At 70.5% G+C, this 26,545-nt stretch carries 28 protein-coding genes; 11 read left to right on the top strand and 17 right to left on the bottom strand.

Going from position 1 to position 26,545, the window contains the following annotated elements; all coding sequences use genetic code 11:
* The 3 genes from E1300_RS21535 to E1300_RS21525 all read left to right on the top strand — a co-directional run.
* Positions 1-1,402: GlnX family signal transduction membrane protein (locus E1300_RS21535; RefSeq protein ID WP_131758828.1), on the top strand; the 1,402-nt coding region annotated here is incomplete at its 5' end.
* Positions 1,403-1,419: 17 nt separating this feature from the next.
* Positions 1,420-2,280: a glutamate ABC transporter substrate-binding protein gene (locus E1300_RS21530; RefSeq protein ID WP_131758827.1), complete on the top strand. Its 861-nt coding sequence runs from the start codon at positions 1,420-1,422 to the stop codon at positions 2,278-2,280.
* 161 nt (positions 2,281-2,441) lie between these two features.
* Positions 2,442-3,635 (top strand): hypothetical protein, encoded by a 1,194-nt coding sequence (locus E1300_RS21525; RefSeq protein WP_131758826.1) that lies wholly within the window; start codon positions 2,442-2,444, stop codon positions 3,633-3,635.
* A gap of 54 nt (positions 3,636-3,689) precedes the next feature.
* On the opposite strand, the gene E1300_RS21520 is transcribed toward E1300_RS21525, so the two are convergent.
* Positions 3,690-4,319 carry a hypothetical protein gene (locus tag E1300_RS21520; RefSeq protein ID WP_242619302.1) on the bottom strand — a complete coding sequence of 210 codons (630 nt, stop codon included), beginning with the start codon at positions 4,317-4,319 and terminating at the stop codon, positions 3,690-3,692.
* A 196-nt stretch (positions 4,320-4,515) separates the two neighbouring features.
* Between E1300_RS21520 and E1300_RS21515 the strand changes: the two genes are divergently transcribed.
* Together E1300_RS21515 and E1300_RS21510 are read left to right on the top strand one after the other, a co-directional pair.
* On the top strand, positions 4,516-5,019 hold the full coding sequence (locus tag E1300_RS21515; protein ID WP_131758832.1) for a PH domain-containing protein: 504 nt from the start codon (positions 4,516-4,518) through the stop codon (positions 5,017-5,019).
* Between the two features lie 86 nt (positions 5,020-5,105).
* A complete protein-coding gene (locus E1300_RS21510; protein ID WP_131758825.1) occupies positions 5,106-6,287 on the top strand; it encodes a serine hydrolase domain-containing protein in 1,182 nt (393 codons plus the stop codon).
* Positions 6,288-6,311: 24 nt separating this feature from the next.
* Here E1300_RS21510 and E1300_RS21505 read toward each other — a convergent pair whose 3' ends face one another.
* From E1300_RS21505 to E1300_RS21485, 5 genes are all read right to left on the bottom strand, one after another.
* Positions 6,312-7,154 carry an ABC transporter permease gene (locus E1300_RS21505; RefSeq protein ID WP_131758824.1) on the bottom strand — a complete coding sequence of 281 codons (843 nt, stop codon included), beginning with the start codon at positions 7,152-7,154 and terminating at the stop codon, positions 6,312-6,314.
* A complete protein-coding gene (locus tag E1300_RS21500; protein WP_131758823.1) occupies positions 7,151-8,032 on the bottom strand; it encodes an ABC transporter permease in 882 nt (293 codons plus the stop codon). The genes E1300_RS21505 and E1300_RS21500 overlap by 4 nt, the downstream gene beginning before the upstream one ends.
* The gene (locus tag E1300_RS21495; RefSeq protein WP_242619301.1) at positions 8,032-9,276 is read right to left on the bottom strand and encodes a polyamine ABC transporter substrate-binding protein; all 1,245 of its coding nucleotides are present in this window, start codon (positions 9,274-9,276) and stop codon (positions 8,032-8,034) included. Before E1300_RS21495 ends, E1300_RS21500 begins: the two co-directional genes overlap by 1 nt.
* Positions 9,273-10,424: an ABC transporter ATP-binding protein gene (locus E1300_RS21490; protein ID WP_131758822.1), complete on the bottom strand. Its 1,152-nt coding sequence runs from the start codon at positions 10,422-10,424 to the stop codon at positions 9,273-9,275. Before E1300_RS21490 ends, E1300_RS21495 begins: the two co-directional genes overlap by 4 nt.
* Before the next feature lie 166 nt (positions 10,425-10,590).
* The gene (locus E1300_RS21485; protein WP_131758821.1) at positions 10,591-12,024 is read right to left on the bottom strand and encodes a gamma-aminobutyraldehyde dehydrogenase; all 1,434 of its coding nucleotides are present in this window, start codon (positions 12,022-12,024) and stop codon (positions 10,591-10,593) included.
* 163 nt (positions 12,025-12,187) lie between these two features.
* Between E1300_RS21485 and E1300_RS21480 the strand changes: the two genes are divergently transcribed.
* On the top strand, positions 12,188-12,676 hold the full coding sequence (locus E1300_RS21480) for an Lrp/AsnC family transcriptional regulator (protein WP_131758820.1): 489 nt from the start codon (positions 12,188-12,190) through the stop codon (positions 12,674-12,676).
* An 81-nt stretch (positions 12,677-12,757) separates the two neighbouring features.
* Positions 12,758-13,015, top strand: coding sequence for a type II toxin -antitoxin system TacA 1-like antitoxin (locus tag E1300_RS21475; protein ID WP_131758819.1), 258 nt, complete (start codon positions 12,758-12,760; stop codon positions 13,013-13,015).
* Positions 13,016-13,025: 10 nt separating this feature from the next.
* Here the strand turns inward: E1300_RS21475 and E1300_RS21470 are convergent, their stop codons facing one another.
* Positions 13,026-13,451: an HIT family protein gene (locus tag E1300_RS21470; protein WP_131758818.1), complete on the bottom strand. Its 426-nt coding sequence runs from the start codon at positions 13,449-13,451 to the stop codon at positions 13,026-13,028.
* A gap of 89 nt (positions 13,452-13,540) precedes the next feature.
* On the opposite strand from E1300_RS21470, the gene E1300_RS21465 reads away from it, so the two are divergent.
* The 3 genes from E1300_RS21465 to E1300_RS21455 all read left to right on the top strand — a co-directional run bounded on the left by E1300_RS21465 (position 13,541) and on the right by E1300_RS21455 (position 15,650).
* Positions 13,541-14,254, top strand: a complete 714-nt coding sequence (locus E1300_RS21465) for an ABC transporter ATP-binding protein (RefSeq protein ID WP_131758817.1) — start codon at positions 13,541-13,543, stop codon at positions 14,252-14,254.
* Positions 14,251-14,940: a hypothetical protein gene (locus E1300_RS21460; protein WP_131758816.1), complete on the top strand. Its 690-nt coding sequence runs from the start codon at positions 14,251-14,253 to the stop codon at positions 14,938-14,940. The genes E1300_RS21465 and E1300_RS21460 overlap by 4 nt, the downstream gene beginning before the upstream one ends.
* Before the next feature lie 194 nt (positions 14,941-15,134).
* Positions 15,135-15,650, top strand: a complete 516-nt coding sequence (locus tag E1300_RS21455; RefSeq protein ID WP_131758815.1) for a GNAT family N-acetyltransferase — start codon at positions 15,135-15,137, stop codon at positions 15,648-15,650.
* A 38-nt stretch (positions 15,651-15,688) separates the two neighbouring features.
* On the opposite strand, the gene E1300_RS21450 is transcribed toward E1300_RS21455, so the two are convergent.
* The 6 genes from E1300_RS21450 to rlmN all read right to left on the bottom strand — a co-directional run bounded on the left by E1300_RS21450 (position 15,689) and on the right by rlmN (position 21,778).
* Positions 15,689-16,408 carry a helix-turn-helix domain-containing protein gene (locus E1300_RS21450; protein WP_131758814.1) on the bottom strand — a complete coding sequence of 240 codons (720 nt, stop codon included), beginning with the start codon at positions 16,406-16,408 and terminating at the stop codon, positions 15,689-15,691.
* 1,267 nt (positions 16,409-17,675) lie between these two features.
* Entirely contained in the window at positions 17,676-18,200 is a 525-nt protein-coding gene (locus tag E1300_RS52645; protein WP_242619300.1) for a DUF2064 domain-containing protein, read from the bottom strand.
* A gap of 5 nt (positions 18,201-18,205) precedes the next feature.
* The gene (locus E1300_RS52640) at positions 18,206-18,361 is read right to left on the bottom strand and encodes a hypothetical protein (RefSeq protein WP_242619299.1); all 156 of its coding nucleotides are present in this window, start codon (positions 18,359-18,361) and stop codon (positions 18,206-18,208) included.
* A 738-nt stretch (positions 18,362-19,099) separates the two neighbouring features.
* On the bottom strand, positions 19,100-19,927 hold the full coding sequence (locus tag E1300_RS21430) for a DUF1963 domain-containing protein (protein ID WP_131758813.1): 828 nt from the start codon (positions 19,925-19,927) through the stop codon (positions 19,100-19,102).
* An 80-nt stretch (positions 19,928-20,007) separates the two neighbouring features.
* Positions 20,008-20,514, bottom strand: coding sequence for a DivIVA domain-containing protein (locus E1300_RS21425; protein ID WP_131758812.1), 507 nt, complete (start codon positions 20,512-20,514; stop codon positions 20,008-20,010).
* A gap of 61 nt (positions 20,515-20,575) precedes the next feature.
* Positions 20,576-21,778, bottom strand: a complete 1,203-nt coding sequence (gene rlmN / locus E1300_RS21420) for a dual-specificity RNA methyltransferase RlmN (RefSeq protein WP_131758811.1) — start codon at positions 21,776-21,778, stop codon at positions 20,576-20,578.
* Between the two features lie 127 nt (positions 21,779-21,905).
* Between rlmN and E1300_RS21415 the strand changes: the two genes are divergently transcribed.
* Positions 21,906-23,051, top strand: coding sequence for a suppressor of fused domain protein (locus E1300_RS21415; RefSeq protein WP_131758810.1), 1,146 nt, complete (start codon positions 21,906-21,908; stop codon positions 23,049-23,051).
* A gap of 64 nt (positions 23,052-23,115) precedes the next feature.
* Here E1300_RS21415 and E1300_RS21410 read toward each other — a convergent pair whose 3' ends face one another.
* The 4 genes from E1300_RS21410 to tsf form a co-directional block, all read right to left on the bottom strand.
* Positions 23,116-23,889, bottom strand: a complete 774-nt coding sequence (locus E1300_RS21410; protein ID WP_242619298.1) for a phosphatidate cytidylyltransferase — start codon at positions 23,887-23,889, stop codon at positions 23,116-23,118.
* A 320-nt stretch (positions 23,890-24,209) separates the two neighbouring features.
* Positions 24,210-24,767, bottom strand: a complete 558-nt coding sequence (frr, locus tag E1300_RS21405) for a ribosome recycling factor (RefSeq protein ID WP_131758809.1) — start codon at positions 24,765-24,767, stop codon at positions 24,210-24,212.
* 54 nt (positions 24,768-24,821) lie between these two features.
* Complete coding sequence (pyrH, locus tag E1300_RS21400; protein WP_131758808.1) at positions 24,822-25,616, bottom strand: UMP kinase; 795 nt, start codon at positions 25,614-25,616, stop codon at positions 24,822-24,824.
* Between the two features lie 54 nt (positions 25,617-25,670).
* Complete coding sequence (tsf, locus tag E1300_RS21395; protein WP_131758807.1) at positions 25,671-26,507, bottom strand: translation elongation factor Ts; 837 nt, start codon at positions 26,505-26,507, stop codon at positions 25,671-25,673.
* Between the last annotated feature and the right edge of the window lie 38 nt (positions 26,508-26,545).

Below are 26,545 nucleotides of genomic sequence, written 5' to 3'. Positions count from 1 at the left end.
CGAGCCGGCACCGGCGCCGCGGGGGCTGCGGCGGGCGCTGCCCCGCACGGTCGCGGGACGCGTCCGGGCGCTCACGGCGCTGACCGTCGTGCTGCTCGTGGTGCTCCTCGCGGTCACCTGGGCCGCCGTCGCGAACGCCCGCGAGGGCGTGCGCGTCATCGGGCACGACGCGGGCCCGCAGGTCGTCGCGACCGGCGACCTGTACTTCCAGCTCACCAACATGGACGCCCAGCTCGCGAACGCGCTGCTCACCGGCGACGCGGCGGGCGGCGGCCGCGACCGGGCCCTCGCCGGCTACGACCAGAGCCGCTCGAAGGCGGGCCAGGCGCTGCTCCAGGCGTCCAAGCTCGCTGACGAGACCACCGAGGACAACACCGCCCGCGAGCTCGTGTACGGGCTCGGCCAGTACGAGCGGCTCGCCGGCCAGGCGATCCTGCTCGACCAGCAGTCCTCGCACGGGCCCGGGTCGCCGCCGGAGAACGTCCTCAAGCTGTACCGGCAGGCGACCGACCTGATGAAGCTGGACCTGCTGCCCAAGGCGTACAACCTGACGCTCGACAACGGCACGCTCGTCCGGCACACCTACGAGGACAAGCGGTCGAACGTCCTCGCGGGGCGCACGTGGATCCTCGTCTCCGGGCTCGCGCTCCTCGCCGCGCTCGCCGGCCTCCAGGTCTACCTGGCCGTCCGCTACCGGCGGATGCTGAACCCGGCGCTGGCCCTGGCGACGCTCGGCACGCTGGTGCTGGTCGTGGCGGCCACCGTGATGCTGTCCGGGCAGGCGAGCCATCTCCGGGAGGCCAAGGAGGACGGGTTCGACTCGATCCTGGCCCTGTCCCGGACGCGCGCCATCAGCAACAGCGCCAACGCCGACGAGACGCGCTTCCTGCTCGACCCGCAGCGCGCCGACGCCTACGAGCAGGTGTTCCTGAGCAAGTCGCAGACCGTCCTGTACCTGAAGGCCGGGAACCTCAACGAGTACAACACCGCCGTGCAGAAGGGGCTCGCGTTCGAGCCGGGGCGCGCGCCGTTCCTCGGGTTCCTCGGCACGGAGGCCAACCGCTCCGACGAGCCCGAGCAGAGGCAGGCGCTCGTCAGGGTGCTGGACGAGTTCAAGCGGTTCCAGCAGAACGACCGCGCGATGCGCAACCTCGTGAACGGCGGTCAGCGGGCCCAGGCGGTGTCGTCGCGCGGTACGGCCGCCGCGGACTACGTCCGCTACGACAAGGCGCTCCAGGACCTGATCGGCACGCACCAGGCGTCGTTCAGCGAGGCCGTCGACGACGGTGACGGCGGGACGAAGGGCTGGTACGCGGTCCTGCCGATCGCGGGCGTGGTCATCGCCGGGCTCGTGCTGGCGGGCGTGCGGCCCCGCCTGGCCGAGTACCGGTGGTCCAAGTGAACCGGAGGGGGACGGCCATGCGCCGCGCAATGTGGCGGGGGACGCGGGCTCGGCGTTCCGGGGCGGCGCTACTCGCGGCGGGCTCCGTCCTGGCGGCCGGGGCGTGCGGCGTCGCCGACGCGGGCGAGACCTCCGTCGCGAAGAAGGACGCCCTCGTCATCGGTGTCAACGCCGACCAGCCGGGCGTCGGCCTACGCAGCGGCGACGGCTACGCGGGCTTCGACATCGACGTCGCCAGGGAGGTCGCCCGGCGGCTCGGCGTCACCGGAAAGAACGTGACCTTCCGGACGGTGACGTCGGCGACCCGCGAGTCGCTGCTGCGGACCGGCCGGGTCGACCTCGTGGTCGCGAGCTACTCCGTCACGCCCGAACGCAAGGTGAAGGTGGCGTTCGCGGGTCCGTACTACGTGGCGCACCAGGACATCCTCGTCCGGGCGTCCGACGACTCCATCAAGACCGTGCACGACCTCAAGGGCAAGCGCCTGTGCCGGGTCTCCGGTTCGGTGTCGTTCCCGCGCGTCCACGACGAGAAGGGCGTCGCCGCCGTCCCCGTCGACGCGGACGGCTACGAGGGCTGCCTGCGGGCGCTGTCCGCGGGACGGCTGGACGCCGTCTCCACCGACGACCTGATCCTCGCCGGGCTCGCCGCGCAGGCCGCTCGGGACGGCGGCAAACTGAAGGTCGTGAACGCGCCGTTCTCGGACGAGCCGTACGGCATCGGCATCAGGAAGGGCGACACGGACGGCTGCGAGGCCGTCAACAAGGCCGTCACGGGGATGTACCAGGACGGCACGGCGCCGCGGCTGCTGGCGAAGTGGTTCGGGCCGGTCCGGCTGAGGGTCACCACGACCGTCCCGCAGTTCGAGGGATGTGACTGACCGCGCCGCGCCCGCCACGGCGCGTCGCCCGTCGGACAGGTCGGACCGGACGGTCACTGAGATCAGTCGGTTACGTAAGTTCCGGTCGGCGCGCGTGATCGTAAGTTATGGTCGCGATCAAAACCCGCATCGGTGAGAAATCGGGCCGGCCGAGGAGTGGCATGACGACGGTCATCCTGGTGGTGATGTGCGTCGTGGTCGGGGCGCTTGAGCTGTACGCGGGCAAGCAGAGCCGCGATCAGGCCAACGCGTTCACGCGCCGGATCGACGAGCTGAACGAGCAGGTCACCAAGCAGAACAACGTGCTCGTCACGGTGGGCGAGCAGCTCACCGCCGAGCTGTCGCGCGTCAAGCGCGAGGTGCTGCCCGCCCTCGACACGCGGCTGCGGCAGAACACCGGGCAGGTCGAGGAGCTGGCGGACCTCGTCCACCAGGCCGACGACTACCTGCGGACGCAGGCCGGGCGGCTGCACGACCTCGAACAGCAGCGGATCACGCTCGCGGCGCTGCGCCGCAAGCTGACCGAGGTCGAGACGTCCGTGCGCGGCGCGGTGGGGACGGCGCAGGGCGGCGCCGTGGAGGGCAAGGTCGACGCCGCGCTGGACCGGCTCGCCGACCTGGAGCGCGGCGGCGAGGAGATCCTGGAGCTCCAGCGGACCCTCACCCGGACGCTGGAAGGCGTGGAGGACGTCGTCGCCGAGCTCCTCCAGTACACCGAGGGCGAGCTGGACGACATCGTCGCCGCGGCGCTGACCGGCCGTCCGCGCCCGTCCGCCGACGGCGCCGCGGTCACCGCCACGGGACGGCTGTGGACGCGCGACGGGCAGCTTGAGGACATCCTCACCGACATGTACGAGCGGTGCGTCCGCGCGAACCGGCTGAACGTCCGGTTCCGCACCGCCGAGGGGACGGACGGCACCGCGCCCGGCTCGCCGGAGCGCCGCCGCTACTTCCTCGGCGGGCAGGCGGCCGAGGACCTCGCGGGCGCGTTCACCGCGCTGCTCATCTCGACGGGCGCCGACCTCCCCCACAACGGCAACGGCAGGCGCGGCCTCGCCCGGGTGGAGGCGGGCATGCCGTCGGGCGTGGAGCCGGTGCGCCGCCCGGAGGACGAGGCGGCCCTCAAGGCGCTGCTCCGCACTCTGTACGAGAGCACCGGCGCGGTCGCGCAGATCGGTCCGCTCATGGCCGTCCGCACGCGGGACGAGCTGCTCTGCGCGGTGCTGACCGCGGGCCAGTCGCTGGAGCTGGAGAGCGACGAGGTGTTCTGGGATCCGTCGGCGGCGACCGTCCGGCTGCGGCGCCTGCCGTCCCATCAGCTCTGGGATCTGACCGCCTGGGCCTCGACGCCCTGAGACCGGCCGCGGGGGCCGCGCCCGGAGGCGTCCGGGAACGGCTGAGGCGGTCCGTCAGGCCATCGCGTAGGCGCGGACGGTCCGGTCCACCGGCGTGCCGAGGCGGACGTACAGCGGGCATCTGAGGGACCGCGTCACGGGCTCCACCTCCGCGCACAGCCCGATCCCGGCCGCCCGGTCGAGGAACACCACGTTCTCGACCGCGCGCGCACCGCGCACCGCGTACGGCACCGACTCGGCGTCGGCGGTGTCGAAGAGCTCCTCGAACGTCAGCCGCCGCGCGAACCGCATCAGCGCGGACGCGTCCACAACCCGGCTGCCGATCGCGGCCGACGGCCCCGCGACGACGATCCCGAAGCTCGGGTTCTCCCGCCCCCGGACGTAGATCTCGCGGTCGGGCTCCAGCCCGCGCCGCCGCTCCGGCACCTGCACGCCGAACCCGGCGTCGCCGTTCAGGAAGGCGGGCGGCCCGAAGCCCCGCGCGGAGCCGCCGGGCACGGGCAGCACCCCCGCGGGCGTCTGCCAGCCCGGCAGGTAGACGCCGAGGCCGCGGAGCAGGAGCCGCCAGATCGGCCGCGCCGTCACGTCCCGCCCCGGCTCGGGCCGCGGGGCCCCGCCGTCCGCGAACCCGTCCGCGAACCCGCTCCCCGGCTCCGTCACGGGCTCCCCCCGAACGCCGTCCATGTCCAACATCATCAGGTTCCCGCGTCGCGCGCACAAGGCCGGTGGCCGCGCATCGGCGGCGCCCTTCACGGGGCCTCCGCCGACGCCGCCGGAGGCCCGTGGCCCTTACCGTGCGGCCTCTGCGACGGCGCCGCCGCGTCGGCTACGGTTGGGGCACCCGGATCATGACGAGGACGCCGCCGTGAATCTGCAGGACATGATGGTGTACCGCGACAACTCGACGCGGACCATCGACAAGTACCTGATGGCCTACGAGGGGCGCGTCATCGCTGTGCGCAGGCACCCCGCGGTCCTCAGCGTGCCGGTGGCGATCGTCGTCGGCGGGCTCGTCGCCTGCAGTGCCGTGGGCGTGGTCACCGGCGTGCTGTGGATCTGGTGGCTGTGGGTGCTGACGCTGCTGTACCTGGTGTGGAAGGTCCTCGCCTGGTCGATCGAGTTCTTCCTCGTCACCGAGCACCGGGTGATGCTGATCAGCGGCATCCTCAACCGCAACGTCGCGATGATGCCGCTGGCGAAGGTCACCGACATCGCGCTGGAGCGGTCGGTCGCCGGCCGGATGCTCGGGTACGGCGAGTTCATCATGGAGTCGGCCGGGCAGAAGCAGGCGCTCCGCAACGTCGGGTTCATGCCCTACCCGGAGCAGCTGTACCTGGAGGTCTCGTCCGTCATCTTCGGCACGATCGACCAGTCGCCCGACTGACGGCGGTGAGTTCCGTCCCCGCGCCGGGTCTCCCCTGAGGAGCACGTAGCGGCCAGTACGCACGGAACAGGGACGGAGCACGGGACATGACCTTCGCCAAGGCACGGCTCGACCAGATGCGCGACATCCTGCGCGGCCACATCGAGCGGGACGCGGCGCCAGGCGCCGTCACGCTGCTGGCCCGGCACGGGGAGGTCCACGTCGACGCGCTCGGGGCGACCGCGCTCGGCGGCGACGCCCCGATGCGTCCCGACACCGTCTTCCGGATCACGTCGATGACCAAGCCGGTCACCGCGGCGGCGGCGCTGATGCTCGTCGAGGAGTGCCGGCTGCGCCTGGACGACCCGGTGGACCCGCTGCTGCCCGAACTGTCCGGACGGCGCGTCCTGCGCCGCTTCGACGGCCCCCTGGACGACACCGTCCCGGCCGCGCGTCCGCTCACCCTGCGGGATCTCCTCGACTACCGCAGCGGCCTCGGCTTCGCCCTGGACGGCTCGACGTTCGGCACCCCGTTCGACGACGCCGTGCGCGAGATGGACCTGATGGGTTTCGGACCCCCGCGCCCGGACGCGCCACACACGACGGACGAGTGGCTGAGGGCAGTCGGGACACTGCCCCTGCTGTTCCAGCCCGGCGAGCGATGGCTCTACAACACCGGGTCCACCATCCTCGGAATCCTCATCGAGCGCGCCTCCGGGCAGCCTCTGGAGACCTTCCTCCGCGAACGCCTTTTCGGACCGCTGGGCATGAAGGACACCGGTTTCCACGTCCCCGCCACCGACGTGCACCGCCTCGCCGACGCCTACCTGTGGGACGAGAACGGCGCGCTCGCGCACCACGACGCCCCCGGCGGCCGGTGGAGCCGGCCGCCCGCCCTGCCCGACGGCGCGGCCGGGCTCGCCTCCACCGCCGGCGACTATTACGCGTTCGCCCGCATGCTCGCGGACGGCGGCGTCCACGACGGCGAGCGCCTCCTGTCGCGCCGCACCGTCGAGCTCATGACCACCGACCAGCTCGCGTCCGGCCAGCACGCCGCCGCGCTCGGCCGGAACCGCGGCTGGGGGCTCGGCGTGTCCGTCGTCCTGCACCGCGACGACCTGCATGCCACGCCCGGCCGCTACGGCTGGGACGGCGGCTTCGGGACGTCCTGGGCCAACGACCCCGCCGAGGACCTCGTCGCGATCCTGCTGACGCAGACCCCGATGCCCCCGGGAGCCGCCCCCATCTACACCGACTTCTGGACGTCGGTGTACCGCGCGCTGGACTGACCAGGATCAAGCGGATCAGCCGGATCAGCGGGACGCGCGGAGGCTTCGCCGCGCGGACACCACGGCGATCACGACCCCCACCGCGAAGATCAGCGTGCCCATCACGTTGACCTGCGGCGGCGTCCCGGTCCGCGTCGACCCGTAGATCCACAGCGGGAACGTGACGGTGGCGCCGCTGGTGAAGTTCGTGATGACGAAGTCGTCGATCGACAGCACGAACGACAGCAGCGCCCCCGCGACCACCCCCGGCATGATCATCGGTAGCGTGACCAGCCGGAACCGGGTCCACGGCCCGGCCCCGAGGTCCTGCGCGGCCTCCTCCACGGCCGGGTCGAGGCCCACCACCCGGGCGCGGACGGTCACCGCGACGAAGGCGATCGAGAACATCACGTGCGCGACCAGGATCGTCAGGTAGCCGCGCGGCAGGTTGAACGTCACGAACATCGACAGCAGCGAGGCGCCCATCACGATCTCCGGGCAGGAGATCGCCATGAACAGCACGAGGTTCGTCACCCCCTTGCCGCGGAACCGGTGACGGCCGAGCGCGAGGCCCGCGAGCGTCCCGATGACCGTGGTGATCAGCGTGCTGAGCAGCGCGATCGTCAGCGAGTTGACCAGCGCGGTGGTCAGGTCGCTCTTGTCGAACAGGTGGACGTACCACCTGAGGGTGAAGCCCTCCCAGCGGAAGTTCTGCTTGCTGTGGGTGTCGTTGAACCCGAACAGGATCATGATGGCGATCGGCAGGATCAGCCACGCGATCAGCAGCAGCGTGTAGACGTGCAGGACGGCCGGGCGGCGGCGCCGCCGGACGGCCGGCGCCGGGTCCGCCGGCGGCGCGGGGGCCGGGTCCGTGGTCAGGGTGGTCATCGTCCCGCCGCCTCCAGAACGTCCTGGGTACCGAGGGCCCGCGCGTAGGCGAAGATCCCGAGCAGCAGGATCGCCATCAGCACGAACGACAGCGCGGACGCGACCGGGTAGGCGCTGTTGTCGAAGTACTCCGACTGGATCACGTTGCCGATCATGGTGTTGCGGGGGCCGCCCAGCACCTCGGCGTTCACGTAGTCCGCCGAGACCGGCACGAACGTCATGATCACGCCCGCGAAGACGCCGGGCAGCGACAGCGGCAGCACGACCCGCGCGAACGCCTGGACGCGGCTCGCGTACAGGTCGTGCGCCGCCTCGACCAGCCGCGGGTCGATCCGCTCCAGCGCCACGTAGATCGGCAGCACCATGAACGGCAGGAAGTTGTACGTCAGCCCGGACACCACCGCGAAGCCCGTGTCGAGGACGTGGAAGCCCGACGGCAGGACGCCGTGGTTCCGCAGCGGCCCGAGGACGGGCCCGTTGTCGGTCAGCACCAGCTTCCACGACACCGTCCGGAGCACGAACGACACGAAGTACGGCAGCAGGAGCATGAACAGGTACGTCGACTTGTGGCGGCCGCCCCGGAACGCGATCCAGTACGCGGCGGGATAGGCGAGCACGATGCACGCGACCGTCGCGAGCAGCCCGTACCAGAGCGACCGGCCGAACTTGTCGCCGTAGGTGCTGAGGCCGTCGGTGTAGTTCTGCCAGTGGAACGTCTGCCGGAATCCGTCGACGAGGTTGCCGGTCTGGAGCGACAGCGACACCATCAGCACCATCGGGATCGCGAAGAACGCCAGCAGCCACAGCCCGCTCGGCAGGACCAGCAGGTACGGCGTGAACCGGCCCCGCCCGCGGGCCCGCCCGAGTCCCCCGGCCATCACGACCCCTTGGCGATGGGCTCGAAGATCTTCTGGTACTGCGTCTCCTCCGCCTGCGTGAGCCGCCGGTAGTGCCGCAGCCGCGCCATGTCGGCCGGGGACGGGTACACGAGCGGGCTGGTGCTGAGCCTCGTCAGCTCCTTCTTCTCGTCGCCCGTCGCCTTCGCCGCCTCCGCCGCGATGATCTGCTGCGTGCCGGGGACCGGGGTGATGTAGTTGACGAACTCCGTCAGCGGCGCGTTGTTCGCCGGGACGTACAGCCAGTCCATCAGGGTCAGCGCGTCCACCGGGTTCTCGGCGGTCTTCGGGATGCACATGTTGTCCGTCCAGATGGTGCCGCCCTCCCTCGGCACGACGAACTTCACGTCCGGGCTCGTCAGGCTGTAGACGTCACCGGACCACGCCATCGTCATCCACACGTCGCCCTTGCTGACGGCGTCGACGTAGTCCTGCGTGTAGTACTTGCGGACGATGCCCTTGTCGCGCTGCTCGCGGAGCTTCGCGGCGGCCTTCTCCCAGTCGGCCGGGGTCGACTTCTCGGGGTCGATCCCGAGCAGGAACATCCCGAAGTTCCCGAGCTCCTGGGAGTCGCCCATCATCCCGACCTTGCCCTTGTACTTCGGGTCGAAGAGCTGGGCGATGCTGGTGATCTCGTCCTTGACGTACTTCGTGTTGTAGGCGATCCCGGTGATGCCCGACTCGTACGGGATCGTGAACGCGTTGCCGGGATCGTAGGACGGGTTCTTGAACCCGGCCCCCGCGTTCGCCGCGAAGTTCTTCAGCCGGGACGGGTCGAGCGGCGCCAGGTAGCCGAGCTGCCGGCACTTCTCCAGCTGGATCCCGTTGGTCATGACCATCAGGTCGAAGCCGATCGACTGCCCGGCGGCCAGCGGGGCCTGGATCTTGCCGAACCACGGGCCGCTCTCCTGGATGACCTCCTTGTAGGTCACCTTGATGCCCGTGGCCTTCTCGAACGCCTTGATCGTCGCGTGGTCATCCTGCATGTACCCGGGCCAGTTCGCCCAGTTCAGCTTGCCGGTCTTCGCCTTGCCCGCCCAGTACTTCTGCACGTCGGACTGGTCGACGTTCGCCTTGCCGCCCTGCCCCTTCACACCGCAGGCGGACAGGGCGAGGCCGGCGCCCGCGGCGCCCATGAGCCGCAGGACGTCCCGGCGGGACGCGTCGGAACGCGCCAGGCGCGGACGGGTGAGTCCGCGCAGCAATGCGGGGTCGATGTGGGTCACCGGGCTGCTCCTATGGCGTACGAGTGGCGCGGCTCCCACGACAGCCAGACGCTGTCCCCGCGCACGGCGATGTCCTCCGCCGACGTGGCGTTCTGCAGGAACACCACGACGTCGTCCCCCGCGGACGTGGTGACGTTGTAGTTGGTCGAGGTGCCGAGGTAGACCACCTCGGTCACCGTCCCCCGGACGCCGCACAGGCCGTCCGCCGGCTTGTCCGGCCCGATGCAGATCTTCTCGGGGCGCACGGTCAGCTCCAGCCGCTCCCCCGCCGCGGGCCGCGTCCCGTCCCGCAGCGGCACCTCGATCCGCCCGTCCGGGCCGAAGGAGATCACCGCGCGGTCCCCGGCCAGCTCGCCGACCTCCCCGCCCAGCAGGTTCGACGTCCCGATGAACCCGGCCACGAACCGCGTCGCCGGATGCTCGTAGATCTCCCGCGGCGAACCGAGCTGCTCGATGAGCCCCTCGTTCATCACCGCGATGCGGTCGGACATGGTGAGCGCCTCACCCTGGTCGTGCGTCACGTACACGAACGTGATGCCGACCTCCCGCTGGATCCGTTTCAGCTCCACCTGCATGGCCTGGCGGAGCTTCAGGTCGAGCGCCCCGAGCGGCTCGTCGAGCAGCAGGGCCCGCGGACGGTTGACCAGCGCGCGCGCCAGCGCCACCCGCTGCTGCTGCCCGCCGGACAGCGCGGCGGGACGGCGCCGCTCCCGCCCGCCCAGGTCGACGATGTCCAGCATCGCGCCGACCCGCTCCTTGATCTCGTCCTTCGGGACGCCGCGCCGGCGCAGGCCGAACGCGACGTTGTCGAAGACGCTCATGTGCGGGAACAGCGCGTACGACTGGAACACCATGTTGACGTCGCGGCGGTTCGCCGGGACGCCCGTCACGTCCCGCCCGTGCAGGCGGACGCGGCCCGCCGTCGGCTCCTCGAAGCCGGCGATCATGCGCATGGTCGTCGTCTTGCCGCAGCCGGACGGCCCGAGCAGCGAGAAGAACTCCCCCTGCGCGATGTCCAGGTCGACGCCGCGGACGGCGGCGACGGTCTCACCGAAGGCGTCGTACGCCTTCCGGACTCCCGTGAGCTCGATGGCGGGAACGGCGCGGCCCGGGTCGTCGCGCGCCGGGGCAGGCTGGGTCTCGGTCATGGCTGGGGTTTCCTTCACGGGCTCGGTGCGGCGCCTGACCGCGCGATCTGCTACTTCCTGGGGCCCCTCCCGGCCCCGGCCGGACGTGACCCGCCGGCGCTCCCGCGTCCACCGGCCGGCCGTCCCGCGGACGCCCCCGCGGCCGGCCGGTGCCCCGGGCCGCCGGTCAGCCGCCGATGTAGTGCATGACGTGCTTGACGCGGGTGTAGTCCTCGATTCCGTACATCGACATGTCCTTGCCGTAGCCGGAGTGCTTGAAGCCCCCGTGCGGCATCTCCGACACGAACGGGATGTGGGTGTTGACCCACACCGCGCCGAAGTCCAAGGCCTTGCTCATGCGCATGGCGCGGCCGTGGTCGCGCGTCCACACGCTGGCGGCCAGCCCGTACCTGACGCCGTTGGCCCACTCGACCGCCTGCTGCTCGTCGGAGAAGCGCTGGACGGTGATGACGGGCCCGAACACCTCGTCCTGGATCAGCTCGTCGTCCTGGCGGAGCCCGCCCACGACGGTCGGAGCGAAGAAGTACCCGCGGTCACCGATGCGCTCTCCCCCGGCGAGGACCTCCGCGTGGTCGGGTGCGCGCTCGATGAACCCCTGCACGCGCTCCAGTTGCGCGGCGCTGTTCACCGGACCGTAGAAGGCGTTCTCGTCACTGGGCGGACCGACCACCGTCCCCTTGGCGGCCTCCACCAGAGCCTCCGTGAAATCGTCGTGGAGACGATCCGCCACCAGGACGCGCGTAGCGGCCGTGCAGTCCTGCCCCGCGTTGAAGTACCCCGCCTCGGCGATTCCCGCCGCGGCGGACTCGACGTCCGCGTCGTCGAACACCACGACCGGCGCCTTACCGCCGAGCTCCAGATGCACACGCTTCAGGTCCTTCGCCGCGGACGCGGCCACCTCCATACCCGCGCGTACGCTCCCGGTGATGGAGACCATCTGCGGGGTCGGGTGCTCGACCAGGGCCCGGCCCGTGCTCCGATCGCCGCACACGACGTTGAACACGCCCGGCGGCAGGAACTCCGCGGCGATCTCGGCGAGCATCAACGTGCTGACGGGCGTCGTGTCCGACGGCTTCAGCACCACCGTGTTCCCCGCGGCCAGCGCCGGACCGATCTTCCAGACGGCCATCATCATGGGGTAGTTCCAGGGCGTGACCTGAGCGCACACCCCGATCGGCTCGCGCCGGATGGACGACGTGTGGTCCGGCATGTACTCGCCGGTGGCCTTGCCCTCCAGCACACGGGACGCGCCCGCGAAGAACCGGAGGTTGTCCACCATCGGGGGCAGCTCCTCGTCCAGGGTGAGCTGGACGGGCTTGCCCGTGTCGCGGCTCTCCGCCTTCACGAGCTCCTCGCCCCGCGCCTCCACCGCGTCCGCGAACCGCAGGATCGCGAGGCTCCGGTCCTTGGGCATCGCGTCCCGCCAGGCGGGGAAGGCCTCGGCGGCGGCGCGGAACGCGGCGTCGACGTCCTCGGCGCCCGACACGGGCGCCTCCGCGTACGCGTCGCCGGTGCTGGGGTCGACCACCTCCAGGGTGCGCCCGTCCTTGGCGTCCACATACTCGCCGCCGATAAAGTTGCGCAGCCGCTCGCCGCTCATCCTCGACCCTCCCTGGGCGCGATCGCCCGATGTGTCCCTGTTGGCCCGACCCTTACAGACGTGCCGACCCAATACAAGTGATTCCGTTGTTACGATCCAGTTTCACGACTGATTCACTTGGCATGAACGCTTTCGACCCTCGATGCCGCAGCTAGGAGACCCCATGACGGGACAGCCGCCCGCCCGCCGAGGCTCCGCCCGGCCCTCCGTCCAGCTCGACGAGACGGCCAAGCAGATCATCGAGCAGCTCCAGCAGGACGGCCGCCGCTCCTACGCCGCCATCGGCAAGGCCGTGGGGCTCTCCGAGGCCGCCGTCCGGCAGCGCGTCCAGAAGCTCCTCGACGCCGGCGTCATGCAGATCGTCGGCGTCACCGACCCGCTCATGCTCGGCTTCTCCCGGCAGATGATGATCGGCGTCAAGTGCGAGGGCGACCTGGAGAAGATCGCCGACGAGCTCGCCTCCGTCGACGAGATCGACTACGTCGTCATCACCGCCGGCTCCTTCGACGTCCTCCTCGAACTCGTCTGCGAGGACGACGAGCGCCTCCTGGAACTCCTCGGCCGCATCCGCGCCGTCCCCGGCGTCGTCTCCACGGAGAGCTTCGTCTACCTCAAGCTGAGGAAGCAGACCTACTCCTGGGGAACCCGCTGACGCGCACCGGCTCACGCGGGAGGGATGTCCGAAACACCTCTTCCGGCGTACGTTGAGGTGCCGCAAGGAAGGAGACCGGCCATGTCTGAGTCGGTTCGCCCCAGCCTTCCCGCCGCCCCCACCGACGACTTCGCGTTCCGGACGTCGGCGGAGCAGCGGCTCGTCATCCGCGAAGCCGCCAGGCTGACCGGCTGGTCGGTACGCGACTACGTCCTGTCCGCGGCCCTCGACCGAGCCGAACGCGACCTCCACGAGCACGCCGCCCGGACGGACCCCGCCCCTCCGCCGGGCCACGCGTCCGGGGAGCCCTTCATCGCCGCCCTCCTCGCCATGGGCTGACGCCCCCGGCTCATCCCGCGAACGCCGCAGCCAGCCGCGCGGCGTACTCGGCGGCCTCCGCATCGGAGCCGTACTTGTGGCGCGGCCAGAAGAACCCCCGCAGCCCGTCCTTCTTGTTGCGCGGGACCACGTGCACATGCAGATGCGGCACGCTCTGGCTGATCCGGTTGTTCATCGCCACGAACGACCCGGCCGCCCCGAGCACGTCCTCCATCGCCGCCGCCAGCCGCTGCGCGTACCCGAACAGCGGCCCGACCATGTCCCCCGGCAGGTCCGTCAGCGTCTCGTAGTGGACGCGCGGAACCAGCAGCGTGTGCCCCTTGAACAGCGGCCGGACATCGAGGAACGCCATCGCGTCGGGCGCGTCCAGCACCACATGCGCGGCCACCTCGCCCGCGACGATCCCGCAGAACACGCACCCCTCAACGGCACCCATGCCCCCATTGTCCCGCCCGGCGCACGCGGCGGCGCCCTCCGGCCCGCCTAACGGCCCCCTTACGCCCGGCGGGCTACGGTCCGTGGGCTATGCGGCTGGAGAACGTCGCCTTCCGGTACCGGCGGCGCGACCCCTGGGTGCTCAAGGACGTCACCCTGTCCCTCACGCCCGGCGGAATCACGGAGGTGACCGGCAGGAACGGAGCGGGAAAGTCGACCCTGCTCCGGCTCATCGCCGGCCTGCGCCACCCCCACCGCGGCACGATCGAGGGACGGCCCCGCCGCGTGGGATACGCACCCGAGCGCTTCCCCGTGGACCAGCCGTTCACCGTGGGCTCCTACCTGCGGCACATGGCCGCCATACGCCGCGTCCCGTCCCGCGCCATCGGCCCGTGGGCGGAACGGCTCGCCTTCCAGCACCTCCTCGACGTGCGACTGCCGGAACTCTCCAAGGGCAGCGCCCAAAAAGTCGGACTGGCCCAAGCCCTCCTCGCCGACCCCGCCCTCCTGATCCTGGACGAACCCTTCGCCGGCCTGGACGCCACCACCCGCGACGCGCTGCCCGCACTGATCACCGAACTCACAACACGGGGCACGACCGTGGTCGTCAGCGACCACCAGCGCTGCATCGAGGCCCTCCCCGACGTCACCCGCCTGCACGTCGCCGACGCGACGGTGACTCCCCTGACCCCCACTTCCCCTAACACCCGGGTGCTGGAGGTCATCGTGCGCGAGGACGAGATCGACACCGTGGAGACCAAACTGCGCGCCGACGGCTACGACGTGCGGCGGCCCGACCGATGATCGCACTCGCCCGGTTCCAGATGGCCGGCTACGTCCGCTCGCTCCGCGTCCTGCACCCCCTGCTCGCCGTCCTGCTGATCGTCGGACTGGTGCTCCTCCAGGGCCCGAGCGGCCCCGACGCCTCCGACCTCGCCGTCGGAACGCTCGGCGACACCCCGGCGTTCATGTTCCCGATCTGGGCCTGGGCGGCGCGCGCGCTGCTCGACACCCAACCGGACGAACAACGCGCCCTGTCGGCCACAGCCGCACGCCACCGCTCCACCCCCACCGTGGCCGGACTCCTCGCGGCCTACACGGTGAACCTCGCCCTGGGCGCCATCGCCCTGATCGTCCCCCTCCTACAGGCCGTCTCCGTAAAGGCCCCCGGTAAGGCGATCGCAACAGGCTGCGCACTCTGCCTCCTCGTCGCCCTCGCCGCGACACTCCTGGGAGCCTGGACGAGCCGCGCGATCATCCCTGACCCGGGCGTATCCCTCCTCGCCCTCCTCGCCGGCGCGGCGGCGCTGCTCCTCCTGGGCCTGGGCCGCCTCTCCTGGCTGGCCGTCCCCATGATCGAGTGGCTCCGCGCCGCCCACCACGGCCCGAACGCGTTCGTCTCCGACTTCCCCGCAGTGGCCCTGCACCTGCTCGCATGGTCGACGATCGTCGGCACCGCCTACTTCATAAAGACCCGCACCAACCGCTGAGTAACCCCCTCCCGTAACCCTTTTGCACACAGCCATCAGCGCTCGCTAGGTTCACAGCGGCGTACAAGACGCCTGATCGCCGCATCCCGAGGGGGCTGATGAATATGGCTGCCCAGCAGCTCTCATCGGCATGCCCTCGAACGGCCCGCGCCGCCTGACATGCGCCGGGTCGTCCCGACGACCAGGAGTCTCACGTGTCCTCCTTCATTCCCGTGTCCACCCCAGAACTGTTCACTGACCGCCTCATCCTGCGCACCTGGCACCCGGACGAGATCACCGCCGTCCTGGACGGCACCCGCCTGCCCCACTGGGCCGACGACTTCCCCGCCGAAGGCGACCACGTCATCGCCGGTCTCTGCGGCGACCACCCCGCATGGCTCGGCGAGTACGGCCACCGCCAGATCATCGAACGCGCCGGCGGCCTCGTGATCGGCTCGATCGGCCTCTTCTGGCCGCCCACCGGCGGCACCATCGAGATCGGGTACGGCATCGTGCCCTCCCGGCGGGGCCGCGGCCACGCCACCGAGGCCACGCGCCGCCTGACCGAGTTCGCCTTCACGGCACCGGGCGTCCACACGGTCAAGGCGGGTGTCGAGCTGTCGAACCCGTCCTCGATCCGCGTCCTGGAGAAAGCCGGCTACCGGCGCTCAAGCACTGACGCCGCCCAGAACACGGCCACCTACACCGCCACACCACCGTCCCGGAAGTAACAACCCAAGGGTCCGGCAGCACCCGCTGCCGGACCCGCCTACTCACCCTCGGCCTTGGTGTAGAGAACATCGCGAGCTTGCTCGGCCGCGCGCATGATGGCCTCACCGACGAAGTCCAGATAACGGGCGATGTTCTCCAACCGGACGGCGGCAGGGGTACCCGGGCCGAGGACACCCACGCCCTCACGCGCGGTCTCCACCAGCCGGGCGTTGTCCTGCGCGCTGCGAATCATCGACTGGTACCAGAGCTCGTCATCAACGACGTACCGCTCGCGCCGACGCTCGTCACGCTCGCGGCGGATCAATTCAAGACTGTCCAGAGCAGTGATCGCCTTGGACACCGTAGCCGGACTGACCTGCAACCGCTCAGCGAGCTCGGCGGCGGTGAGACTGCCGGAGTCGGTGGTGTACAGAGCGCCCAGCACCCGCGACATCATCTTGGGCAGGCCCGAGGTCATGAAAACCGTGGTGAGCATCTCCTGGTACTGGTGCACGGCCTCGGCGTCACGCCCGTAGGGCTGCGCCGCCGCCTGCGCCCTACCGGCCGCGGCGCTCCGCCGCCGCTGTGTGCGCTGCTGGGTGGCACGGTGCGCCAGATCAGCGCGGTAACCGGCCGGGCCACCGTTGCGCATCACCTCCCGCGTGATGGTGGAGGTAGGACGGTCCAGCCGGCGAGCGATCTCGGCGTAAGCCAAACCGTCGGCCAACCCCAGCGCGATCTGCTGCCGATCCTGCTGGGTGAGCCTGCCTCCCGGCATCACGATCCCCCGAGGTGTTCAATAAGCAACGCCACAAACCCTCAACCTACCGAAACCACACACCCCGTTGCAATGAACACCCCCCACCATTGCACCCACACCCATCAAAACCCGAAACAAGAAGCCCTACGAACTGCACCAACTCCTCACCCAAGCCCATTGCAGGTCCCCCGAACGCAACGTAGCGTTCACACCCCCAGAAACAAACCCCAGCGAACCCTAACCCCCAAACCCCCGACCACCAAACCCCCCGACCACCACCCAAGCGCCACACCCCACCCAAAGCACCACGTCCCCGAAACGCCACGCCCCCGAAGCGCCAACCACCCAAGCAACACGACCCCCAAAACACCACAACACCCAGAGCGCCAGCCACAGAAGCGACACGACACCAGAACACCACGACGCCCAAATCACGTCCGTAGAAGCGACACGACACCCAGGGCAGCATGCCCAAAGCAGCATGACGCCCAAAGCAGCGTGACGCCCAAAGCAGCGTGACGCCCAAAGCAGCGTGACGCCCAAAGCGCAGCCCGCGGAAACGACGCGCCAAGTCGGGCTCAGCGTCGAGACGAGTCGAAAACGGCCTCGCTAACTCCCGACACCCAGTGAACAACGCAGGCGACAATTGGCTGCCCAGTCCCCAAGCCCCGTTACCGTCCTCACGTCCCCGCCCATGGTGGGGAGCCAGATCACCCGGTCCTGCATGACTCAAGCCCCTGTCGCAGACATGATCCGGGGGTCTTGTCACCGGGCCCGAGCGGCGTCGGTGGACCGCTCATAGGGACACCCCCGCAGCTCAAGCGGCTCGCGCGCCTCACGCGGAGCTGGGGCAACCCAGCCGGGTTGAGGCTGCGGCCCAGGCGGCTTGCGCGCTCAAGCGAATAGAGCGGCCTGCGCAACCTGAGCGGCCTGCACCGGTCGAACGGCCTGCACCGGTCGAACGGCGTGCACTGGTTGAACGGCCTACGCGCCTTGACGGCCTGCGCAGCTTGAACGGCCTGCGCGCTTGAAACGGCTTGCGCTGGTTAAACGGCTCGCACGAGCTGCGCGAACCGTCCGACTCGCACAGCTCGCGTGCCCTAGACGGCTGACGCGACCTAGACAACTCGCGTCACCGGGGCGGCTCGCGTCGTTTAGGTACCCGATCACGCCAGCACTCCCCTACCGCCCAACCTGCCACCCGACCTACCGCTCAATCTGTGCGAGCCGTCGACTCGCACAGCTGGCGTGGCCTGGACAGCTCACGCGTCTTGGACGGTTCACGTCACCGGGGCGGCTCGCGTCGTACAGGTGCCCGACCACGCCAGCACCCCCTGCCCGCCCAACCTGCCACTCGACCTGCCACCCGACCTGCCGCCGAGGCTGCGGACGGTGGCCGCGAACCGCCCGTGCGGCCCCCGTGCGGCCTCCCTGCGGCCCCCGTGTGGGGGTCCCGTGTGGGGCCGCCCGGTGTGCCCCCCGTGTGCCACCCGTTCGGCGCCCGTTCGGCGGCGTGCGGCGGTCGTGCAGCGCCGCTGCGGTGACGGCCTCGGCGTCCCCCGCGGTGTCCACATCGGTCAGCTGGGGCAGCACCGCCACCTCCAGCCCGGCAGCCCGCAGCCGCCCCGAATTGAATTGCGCCGGTGTCCGGACGCGACATCGGGACGCCGCGCAGCAGCCGCGCGTCCGGACGCCGCAGGCCCAGCAGCCAGAACCCGCCGTCGGCCGCCGGACCGAACACCGCGCCGCGCCGCGCCAGCGCACGGCGGGCCCGGCCGAGCAGCGCCGGGGTGACCTGCGGCGTGTCCATGCCGATCAGGACGAGCGGACGCCTGGCGTAGGCGTCCTCGAACGCCGCGCCAGCCGCTGGTCCAGCCCGCCGCCGCGCTGCCGGACGACCCGGACACTGCCGTTCGGCAGCCACGGGCCCGGTTCGCCGCCCGGTCGGGCCCTGGCGATGAAGCTCGTCACGACCTGGCCCACCTTAGGCGGCTGGGTCGCTAGCCAGCCGCCTAAGGTGGTCCCGACGACCATGGCGGCGGAGGACGTCCTGCACGACCTCGCCACGATCTCCATGATCGGCTCGGACCGCCTCCGGCGGCTGGGTCGCTAGCCAGCTCGGCACCCGCCGGTCGTAGCCAGCACCAGCGTCCATCGCACGGCCGGGGTCGCGGCGACCGCGGCTAACGTGTCGCCCAACGCCGCCGCGGCGCGCGTGTCGGCCAGCGGCGACCGCAGCTAGCGTGTCGGCCAGCGCCGCCGGGGCGAGAGCGCGGCGGCCCCGGCGGGCGAGTCGGCTGGTGTCAGCCGCGTCTTCACCCGCCCCGGCACAAGCTCCCTGGCGATCACGTCCAGGTCCGCCGCGAGATCCACGCCAACGTCTACGTCCGCGACCGCATCAGCGCCCGCCGTCAACCCCGAACCCGTGCGTGAGTCTGCCAGCGTCGGGCGGTCACCAGCCGGGCGTGGCTTGAGCGGCTCGACGGCTCGTGGGACTGCGCGGGTTACGTGGGTTGGCTCGGTGGGTCGTCGCCAGGTGGCTTGAACGGCTCGCGTGGGGTGGAGGCGCGCGGGTTAGGGGGCTCACATGCGTCGAGCAGGTTGGGCGGCTCACGCTGGATGGATTGCTTGCGCGGGATGGATTGCTTGCGCGGCTTGCGGAGCTGGGTGGGGTGCGCGAGGCGGGTGAGTTGGGGTCGGCGGGTTTCGTCAGGTGGCTTGGACGGTTAGCCATGTCTGCTCCAGGGGTTGGTTCTGGCGAGCGCAGAAGTAGACGCGACCTGGGTCGCCCCAGTGCCAGCCGAGGCGTTGGTCGGAGTCGAGTTGGAGGAGCAGGCGCCATTCGGCGACGGCCGCTTCCTCGTCCATGGAGAGGGCGGGGACGGTGGTGGAGCCAAGGTCGCGGCCGGACGAGGCGAGCTGGCAGTCCGGACCGACCGGGCGCTGGACGAGGGCCGGCCAGCCGCCCAGTTGGTGGACGGGCATGTCGTCGGGCCAGGCGTACTGCGACCAGGCCACATGAAGTTGCTCGTAGACCGACAGGATGCCGCTGTAATGCTGTTCCAGGCGCCGGACGGCGGGTTCCTGCGGGGAGGGAAGCGACAGGAACGGAGCGGCTCCGAGCCGGCAGCTCGGGTACGCCGACGCTCCTGGCGGTGCTGTGGTCGGCTGGAGTCGGCCGGTGAACACGCGCCAGCCGTCGCGCTGGCCGACCTGGTCGCCCCAAGGACGTGGTGCCTCGCTCGCGTAGTAGAACGCGGCCGTTCCGGTGGCGGGTAGCCCGGGGACCTCGCCGAGCTCGGAGAGAGCGGTGAAGTCGAATGCGCCGAGGAAGTCGAGTGGACGTCCGTTCCACTCCGGCCACGGTTCGCCTGGGGGCAGGAGCGGGGCGCCGCCGAGGTGGACGGTGACCTCGCCGTCGAGGCCGAGCCGCAGGGCGGGTCTGGCCAACGGCAGCAGGTCGGCGGTGACCTCGGGGGCGAAGAAGAGGCCGAACAGGGAGCGCAGGCGCTGAAGCTGCGCGGCGAAGTGGTCCATGTCACGTAGCGTGGCGTGCCCCGATGCCGCACGCCACCCCCGAACGAAATTGTGGATAACTCCGGGTGACCAGAAGACGATCAGCGGCGTTCGAGGGCGCCCGCGAGCTGGACGAGGAAGCGGTCGACCTCCTGCTCGTCGTAGCCCGGCCCTAGACGAACCACGCGGAAGGCACTTTCCCGGACGTCACGGGCAGTCACGGCCGGGGCGACACCGCGGAGGCCGACGACCACGCGGTCCAGGAAGGCGTCCACGTCCCGCACGTCGTAGCCGGGGCGCATGCCAGCGCCGGCGAAGCGCGCGTTCTGGATCCAGTTGATGAGCCAGCCGGGGTTCACGCGAGGCCGGCCGGGACGTTCACTGAACGGCGCGACGCTCTGCAGTTCCAGGATGCACTCGCGTACCAGTTCATCCACGGCGCGCTGTTCGTAGCCGCGTAGCACGACGTCGAACCGGGTGGCGCGGACCTCCTCCGCGGACACCGGCGATCCGCCTTTCAGAGCCCCCGAGATCCGCTTCAGCAGGCCGTCCACCTGGGCTCGGTCGTAGCCCCGCAGCGCCACCGGCAGCCGCGTACCCGTCTTCACCGGCACCGTGCTCCTCAGCCCGCGCGCCCGCGGGACGCCGGTAGCACGCCCGCCGGCGCGCTCAGTCCTTGGTCGCCGCGGCCAGCTGCCCGCAGGCCCCGTCGATCTCCCTGCCCCGAGTGTCGCGCACCGTGACCGGGACTCCGTGGGCCTCCAGCCGCCGGACGAACTCGCGCTCGTCCTCGGGCCGCGACGCGGTCCACTTGGAACCCGGCGTTGGGTTCAACGGGATCAGATTGACGTGTACGCGATGCCCGCGCAAGAGCCTGCCGAGAAGGTCGGCGCGCCATGCCTGGTCGTTCACGTCCTTGATCAGGGCGTATTCGATCGAGACGCGGCGCCCGCTGCGTTCGGCGTACGCCCACGCGGCGTCCAGGACCTCCGCGACCTTCCACCGGTTGTTGACCGGGACGAGGTCGTCCCGGAGGTCGTCGTCGGGGGCGTGCAGGGAGACGGCCAGCCTGACGGACATGTCCTCAGCGGCGAGCTTCTCAATGGCGGGGACGAGCCCGACCGTGGAGACGGTGACCGAACGCTGGGATATCCCCAGACCGGCAGGAGCGGGGTCGGTGATGCGCTTGACCGCGCCTATGACGGCTTTGTAGTTGGCCAGGGGCTCGCCCATGCCCATGAACACGATGTTGGAGACCCTCCCGGGACCTCCTGGAATCCGTCCACGGGCCAGTGCGCGCGCGCCCGCGGCCACCTGCTCGACGATCTCGGCCGTCGACAGGTTGCGGGTCAGGCCCGCCTGGCCGGTGGCGCAGAAGGGGCAGTTCATCCCGCACCCGGCCTGGGACGAGACACACATCGTCGCGCGGTCGGGGTAGCGCATCAGGACCGACTCGAACAGGACGCCGTCGAAGGCCTTCCAGACGGTCTTCAGCGTCCTGCCGCCGTCGCAGTCCATCTCGCGTACCGGCGTGAGCAGCGAGGGCAGCAGCGTCGAGACGAGCCGCTCGCGGACGGCGGCGGGCAGGTCGGTCATCTCGGCCGGATCGTCGACCAGGCGGGCGAAGTAGTGCCGCGAGAGCTGGTCGGCGCGGAACGGCTTCTCCCCCAGCTCCGCGACCGCCTCGCGCCGTTCGGCGGCGGTGAGGTCGGCGAGGTGCCGCGGCGGCTTGCCCCGGCGCGGCGCGGCGAAGACCAGCTTGGCGGGGGTCTTCTTGGGGGCGGCCTCGGGCGCGCCCTGCGCCTCGACGGCGGCGGGCTCGGCGGACCGTTGCGCCCGCTCGGCGGCAGGAGAGTCGGTGGTGGAAGACATGGTCCTTCCAGTGTCGCAAACACCTGCCCATGCCTCGTCCGTGCGCGGTGCCGTTCTCACCTGAGACGGAACACAAGCGAGACGCGACGACCTGCGCATGACCTTGTGTGCGACTAAGGTGCCGATCATGTCGGTATTGCGCAGGGGGACCGCTTCACCCCGGAACCCCGCCGCCACGGTCGTCCACGCCGAGGCCAGCCCGTACGGGAGCCGGCGGCTCGTCCTCGAGAACGACGGTGACGTCACCGCGGCCTACCTGAAGGACGCCCGCGACTCGGTCGTCGGGGCGGTGTGGGTCGCGAACCACCGCAAGGCGCCCGCCGAGCTGGACCGGTCACGGCTGGACTCGGGCAGCGCGCCGCTCCTCCCGGAGTCCCACGTGAGGCACCCGGACGGACGGGAGGCGCTGGACACCGCCGCCCTGGAGGTCGTCTGGTTCGAGGAGGGCGACGGCGCCGCCGTCCTGGAGGCGGGTGACCTCCTCTTCGTGATCCCCGGCTGGTCCGACATGGGACGGGGGATCCCCGGTTACAGCCGGGACGCGACGGCGCAGAGTCCTTTCGCCTTCCCCCTCGATGAGGAGATCGAGGAGTTCGGACCGCGTATCGAACGGGCGCGCGAGCACTGGAAGACGTGCCGTGCCGAGGGCTCGTGGGCGGAGTTCCAGCAGTCCATTCTCGGGCACCTGCTACAGAGGCTCGGCCCAGGTGGTCACTACTGGCATGATGTCGGACGCCAACTGGCGGGTAACCGGCCGAGTGTGGCCCCGACTGTGGGTGTGTCGGAGCGTCCCGCCCGCAGCGGCCGGGACTTCACTGTGCTGAGCACGGTAGGGATGAGCCGCCAGCGGATGCCCACGGTGGAGCTGTACGAGGACGACGTCGCTCCCTACAGCCGTATCGAACTGGCCGTGGCGAGCACTCTGCCGAGCCAGCGGGCAGGCAGCATCTTCCCTTGGCTCGCGCAGTACCCGTGGCGGTCGGTGACCTGGTTCGCCCCGGGCGATGTCGTCAAGTGGTACCACGAGGCCCGAACGTTCCCGCTTGGCACAGGCGAGACGGCTTGGGAGGGCGTCCTCCTCCTGGAGGACCCGAACAGGCTGGCCGGTCCTGCCGCGCCGCCCATGACGGGATTGCCGATCAACGGTGACCCGGTCCGGTGGCTGTGGCTCGTCCCCATCACTGGTGACGAGCACCGCTTCGCCAAGAGCGAGGGTTCGGACGCGCTGGTACGGCGTCTAGCTCAGCAGGGACGTTCCTGGGTCGTTTCCTAGCGGGTCCTGTGGGCCTGTGAGCCCTGCCTCGACCACGCCGATCCTTAATCGCCCCTACTGGTCCTTAACTGGGGACGAACAACTCCAGCAGCAGCCACACCACCGGGGCCGTCGCCACGAGGGAGTCCAGGCGGTCCATGACACCGCCGTGGCCGGGCAGGAGCGTGCCCATGTCCTTGATGCCGAGGTCCCGCTTGATCATGGACTCGATCAGGTCGCCGACGGTCGCGGTGACCACGGCGGCGAGGCCGACCAGCACGCCGTGCCAGATCTGCCCGCCGTCGAGCAGCCACGCCACGAGCCAGCCGCCGACGACCATGCAGGTGAGCGCCGAGCCGGTGACGCCCTCCCAGGTCTTCTTCGGGCTGATCGTGGGCGCGAGCTTGTGCTTGCCGAGGAACGATCCGGCGAAGTACCCGCCGATGTCGCTGGCGACGGTGACCGCGATGAAGATGACGGTGCGGTGGTCCCCGTCGTCCGGGCGCATCAGCAGCGCCACGATCCCGCCCATCAGGACCAGGTATCCGGTCAGGAAGGTGCCCGCGGTCACGTCGCGGACGTAGCCGTCCGCGCCCTCGGGCATCCGCACCATCATCAACGCGAGGACGGTGAGGGACACCGCGGCGACCGCGGCGGTCGACCCCCACACGTAGGCGGCGACCGGTGTGACGACCATGCCCGTCGCGAGCGGGATGAACGGCACGCGGATGTCCCGGCACTTGAAGGCGTCGGTGAGCTCCCGCATGCCGAGGGACAGGAAGATCACCATCACCGCCAGGAAGATCTCCTTGACGGTGTAGAGCGACAGCAGCGTCAACGCCCCGAGGGCGATGCCCACGCCGATGGCGAGCGGGAGGTTCCGGCCGGTCCTGCTTGCACGCTTCCCCTCGGGAGGCGGTGTCCCTTCCGGGGCGACCTCCACTCCGGGGAGGGGCTCCCCAGAGACAGGGACGGAAGCGTCCGCTCCGGCGTCGGCGGCATCCGAAGCGGGAGCGGAAACGTCCGGGGTGGGGACGTCCTGAGGTGAGGCAGCAGAGGGAGGAGTGTCCGGTGCCTCGCCGGAGGGTGAGTCCAACGCTTCCCCGGGGGGCGGGCCGGGCATGGCGACCTCCGGCTCATCCGGGGAGCCCGCGGGCTCCCCGGCGTCGTCGAGTTTCATCAAACCTCGAGCAGTTCGGCCTTCTTGTGCTCGAGCAGTTCGTCGATCTGCGCCACGTACCGGTGCGTGGTGTCGTCGAGTTCCTTCTCCGCACGGCGGACGTCGTCCTCACCGACCTCGCCGTCCTTGGCGAGCTTGTCGAGGGTGTCCTTCGCGCGGCGGCGGATGTTGCGGATGGAGATCTTGCTGTCCTCGGCCTTGCCGCCGGCGACCTTGATGAACTCCTTGCGGCGCTCCTCCGACAGGTCGGGGAAGACCACCCGGATGACGTTGCCGTCATTGGTGGGGTTCACGCCGAGGTCGCTCTCCCGGATCGCCTTCTCCACGGCCTGCATCGACGACTTGTCGAAGACCTGGACGATCACCATCCGCGGCTCCGGCAGCGTGAACGACGCGAGCTGGTTGATCGGCGTCGGGGTCCCGTAGTACTCCGCCGTGATCTTGTTGAACATGGCGGGGGTGACCCGGCCGGTGCGGATGGCCTGGAAGTCCTCCTTGGCGACCGCGACCGCCTTCTCCATCTTCTCCTCGGCCTCGAGGAGGGTCTCGTCGATCACTGCGACTCCCATGTCATCTGGTCGGCCCTGGTCACTGCGGTTTCCGGGCCGAAGTCAGCCTTCCGCCGGGCTGACCAGCGTGCCGATCTTCTCACCCCGGACGGCCCGGACGATGTTGCCCTGCCCCATGAGGTCGAAGACCACGATGGGGAGCGCGTTGTCCATGCAGAGGCTGATGGCCGTGGCGTCCATGACCTTCAGTCCCCGCTGTAGAACTTCACCGTAATCCAAACGGTCGAACTTGACTGCGTCTGGATTCTTTCGGGGATCGGCATCGTAGACACCGTCCACCTGAGTGGCCTTCAGAACCGCCTCCGCACCGATCTCCAGCGCGCGCTGGGCGGCCGTCGTGTCGGTGGAGAAGAACGGCTGCCCGAGGCCCGCGCCGAAGATGACGACACGGCCCTTCTCCAGGTGCCGGATGGCGCGCCGCGGGATGTACGGCTCGGCCACCTGGCTCATGGTGATGGCGGTCTGCACGCGGGTGTCCATGCCGAGCTTCTCCAGGAAGTCCTGAAGGGCCAGGCAGTTGATGACCGTCCCGATCATCCCCATGTAGTCGCCGCGGCCGCGGTCCATGCCGCGGGCCGCGAGCTGGGCACCGCGGAACATGTTGCCGCCGCCGCACACGACCGCCACCTGCACGCCGTCCTTGACGGCCTCGGAGATGGCCTCGGCCACGTGCTGCACGACCTCGGGATCGATCCCGAGGGGGTCGCGCCCGGCGAACGCCTCGCCGGAGAGCTTCAGCAGTACCCGCTTCCAGCCCGCGCGGGGCGCGTGCTGCTCGGGCGCGCGCCCGTCCGACGACGAGGCCGCCGTCGCGCTAGTGGTCGTCTTGTCCGGCACGTCGGCGGCCTCCTCGTTGCGTCGCGATATCCAGGGTTCCCTCTCAGGGGCGCCCTAGGCCTGCCCGACCTTGAACCGGGCGAAGCGAACGACCTTCACGCCGGCCTCGTCGAGCACCTTCGCGATCGTCTTCTTGTTGTCCTTGACGAACGCCTGCTCCACGAGCACGAAGTCGCGGAAGTAGGCGTTCACGCGGCCCTCGACGATCTTCGGGATGGCCTGCTCGGGCTTGCCCTCGTCGCGCGTGAGCTGCTCGGCGAGCGCGCGCTCCTTCTCGATCGCCTCGGCGGGGATCTCCTCGCGGGTGAGGTACTTCGGGGCCATCGCCGCGATCTGCTGGGCGACGTCCTTGGCGACCTGGGGGTTCTCGGTGTCCAGCTCGACCAGCACGCCGGTGGTCGGCGGCAGGGAGGGGTCGGACTTGTGCAGGTAGCTGGCGACGTAGGCGCCCTGGAAGTGGGCGAAGCGGCGCAGCTCCAGCTTCTCGCCGATCTTGGCGCTGTTCTCCTCGATCAGGGCCTGGACGGTCTTGCCCGGCTCGATCTCGGCGCCCAGCAGGGCGGCCGCGTCGGCGACGCCGCTGCCCGCCGCGAACTTGACCAGGCGGTCGGCCAGCTCGATGAACGAGGCGTTCTTCGCGACGAAGTCGGTCTCGCAGTTGAGCTCCAGGAGCGCCCCGTCACCGGAGTTCTCGAAGTGCTCGGCGACGAGGCCGTTCGCCGCGGTGCGCTCGGCGCGCTTGCCCACGTCCTTGGCGCCCTTGAGGCGCAGCAGCTCCGTGGCCTTCTCGAAGTCGCCGTCGGCCTCGGTCAGGGCGTTCTTTACGGCCATCATGCCGGAGCCGGTCAGCTCGCGAAGCCGCTTGACGTCAGCGGCGGTGAAGTTAGCCATCGCTCTCTTCGCTTCTCTCGTCGTTGGTCGTACGACCC

This window comes from Actinomadura fibrosa, from assembly GCF_900659615.1.
GTDB lineage: Bacteria > Actinomycetota > Actinomycetes > Streptosporangiales > Streptosporangiaceae > Spirillospora > Spirillospora fibrosa.
This window is presented reverse-complemented; position numbering and strand designations above follow the sequence as displayed.

What these genes read in the sequence shown, in the direction of transcription:
- E1300_RS21530 (WP_131758827.1), top strand. Translation starts at nt 1,420, where the DNA reads ATGCGCCGCGCAATGTGGCGGGGGACGCGGGCTCGGCGTTCCGGGGCG.
- E1300_RS21525 (WP_131758826.1), top strand. Translation starts at nt 2,442, where the DNA reads ATGACGACGGTCATCCTGGTGGTGATGTGCGTCGTGGTCGGGGCGCTT.
- E1300_RS21520 (WP_242619302.1), bottom strand. Translation starts at nt 4,319, where the DNA reads ATGGACGGCGTTCGGGGGGAGCCCGTGACGGAGCCGGGGAGCGGGTTC.
- E1300_RS21515 (WP_131758832.1), top strand. Translation starts at nt 4,516, where the DNA reads ATGATGGTGTACCGCGACAACTCGACGCGGACCATCGACAAGTACCTG.
- E1300_RS21510 (WP_131758825.1), top strand. Translation starts at nt 5,106, where the DNA reads ATGACCTTCGCCAAGGCACGGCTCGACCAGATGCGCGACATCCTGCGC.
- E1300_RS21505 (WP_131758824.1), bottom strand. Translation starts at nt 7,154, where the DNA reads ATGACCACCCTGACCACGGACCCGGCCCCCGCGCCGCCGGCGGACCCG.
- E1300_RS21500 (WP_131758823.1), bottom strand. Translation starts at nt 8,032, where the DNA reads ATGGCCGGGGGACTCGGGCGGGCCCGCGGGCGGGGCCGGTTCACGCCG.
- E1300_RS21490 (WP_131758822.1), bottom strand. Translation starts at nt 10,424, where the DNA reads ATGACCGAGACCCAGCCTGCCCCGGCGCGCGACGACCCGGGCCGCGCC.
- E1300_RS21485 (WP_131758821.1), bottom strand. Translation starts at nt 12,024, where the DNA reads ATGAGCGGCGAGCGGCTGCGCAACTTTATCGGCGGCGAGTATGTGGAC.
- E1300_RS21480 (WP_131758820.1), top strand. Translation starts at nt 12,188, where the DNA reads ATGACGGGACAGCCGCCCGCCCGCCGAGGCTCCGCCCGGCCCTCCGTC.
- E1300_RS21475 (WP_131758819.1), top strand. Translation starts at nt 12,758, where the DNA reads ATGTCTGAGTCGGTTCGCCCCAGCCTTCCCGCCGCCCCCACCGACGAC.
- E1300_RS21470 (WP_131758818.1), bottom strand. Translation starts at nt 13,451, where the DNA reads ATGGGTGCCGTTGAGGGGTGCGTGTTCTGCGGGATCGTCGCGGGCGAG.
- E1300_RS21465 (WP_131758817.1), top strand. Translation starts at nt 13,541, where the DNA reads ATGCGGCTGGAGAACGTCGCCTTCCGGTACCGGCGGCGCGACCCCTGG.
- E1300_RS21460 (WP_131758816.1), top strand. Translation starts at nt 14,251, where the DNA reads ATGATCGCACTCGCCCGGTTCCAGATGGCCGGCTACGTCCGCTCGCTC.
- E1300_RS21450 (WP_131758814.1), bottom strand. Translation starts at nt 16,408, where the DNA reads ATGCCGGGAGGCAGGCTCACCCAGCAGGATCGGCAGCAGATCGCGCTG.
- E1300_RS52645 (WP_242619300.1), bottom strand. Translation starts at nt 18,200, where the DNA reads ATGGACACGCCGCAGGTCACCCCGGCGCTGCTCGGCCGGGCCCGCCGT.
- E1300_RS21430 (WP_131758813.1), bottom strand. Translation starts at nt 19,927, where the DNA reads ATGGACCACTTCGCCGCGCAGCTTCAGCGCCTGCGCTCCCTGTTCGGC.
- rlmN (WP_131758811.1), bottom strand. Translation starts at nt 21,778, where the DNA reads ATGTCTTCCACCACCGACTCTCCTGCCGCCGAGCGGGCGCAACGGTCC.
- E1300_RS21415 (WP_131758810.1), top strand. Translation starts at nt 21,906, where the DNA reads ATGTCGGTATTGCGCAGGGGGACCGCTTCACCCCGGAACCCCGCCGCC.
- tsf (WP_131758807.1), bottom strand. Translation starts at nt 26,507, where the DNA reads ATGGCTAACTTCACCGCCGCTGACGTCAAGCGGCTTCGCGAGCTGACC.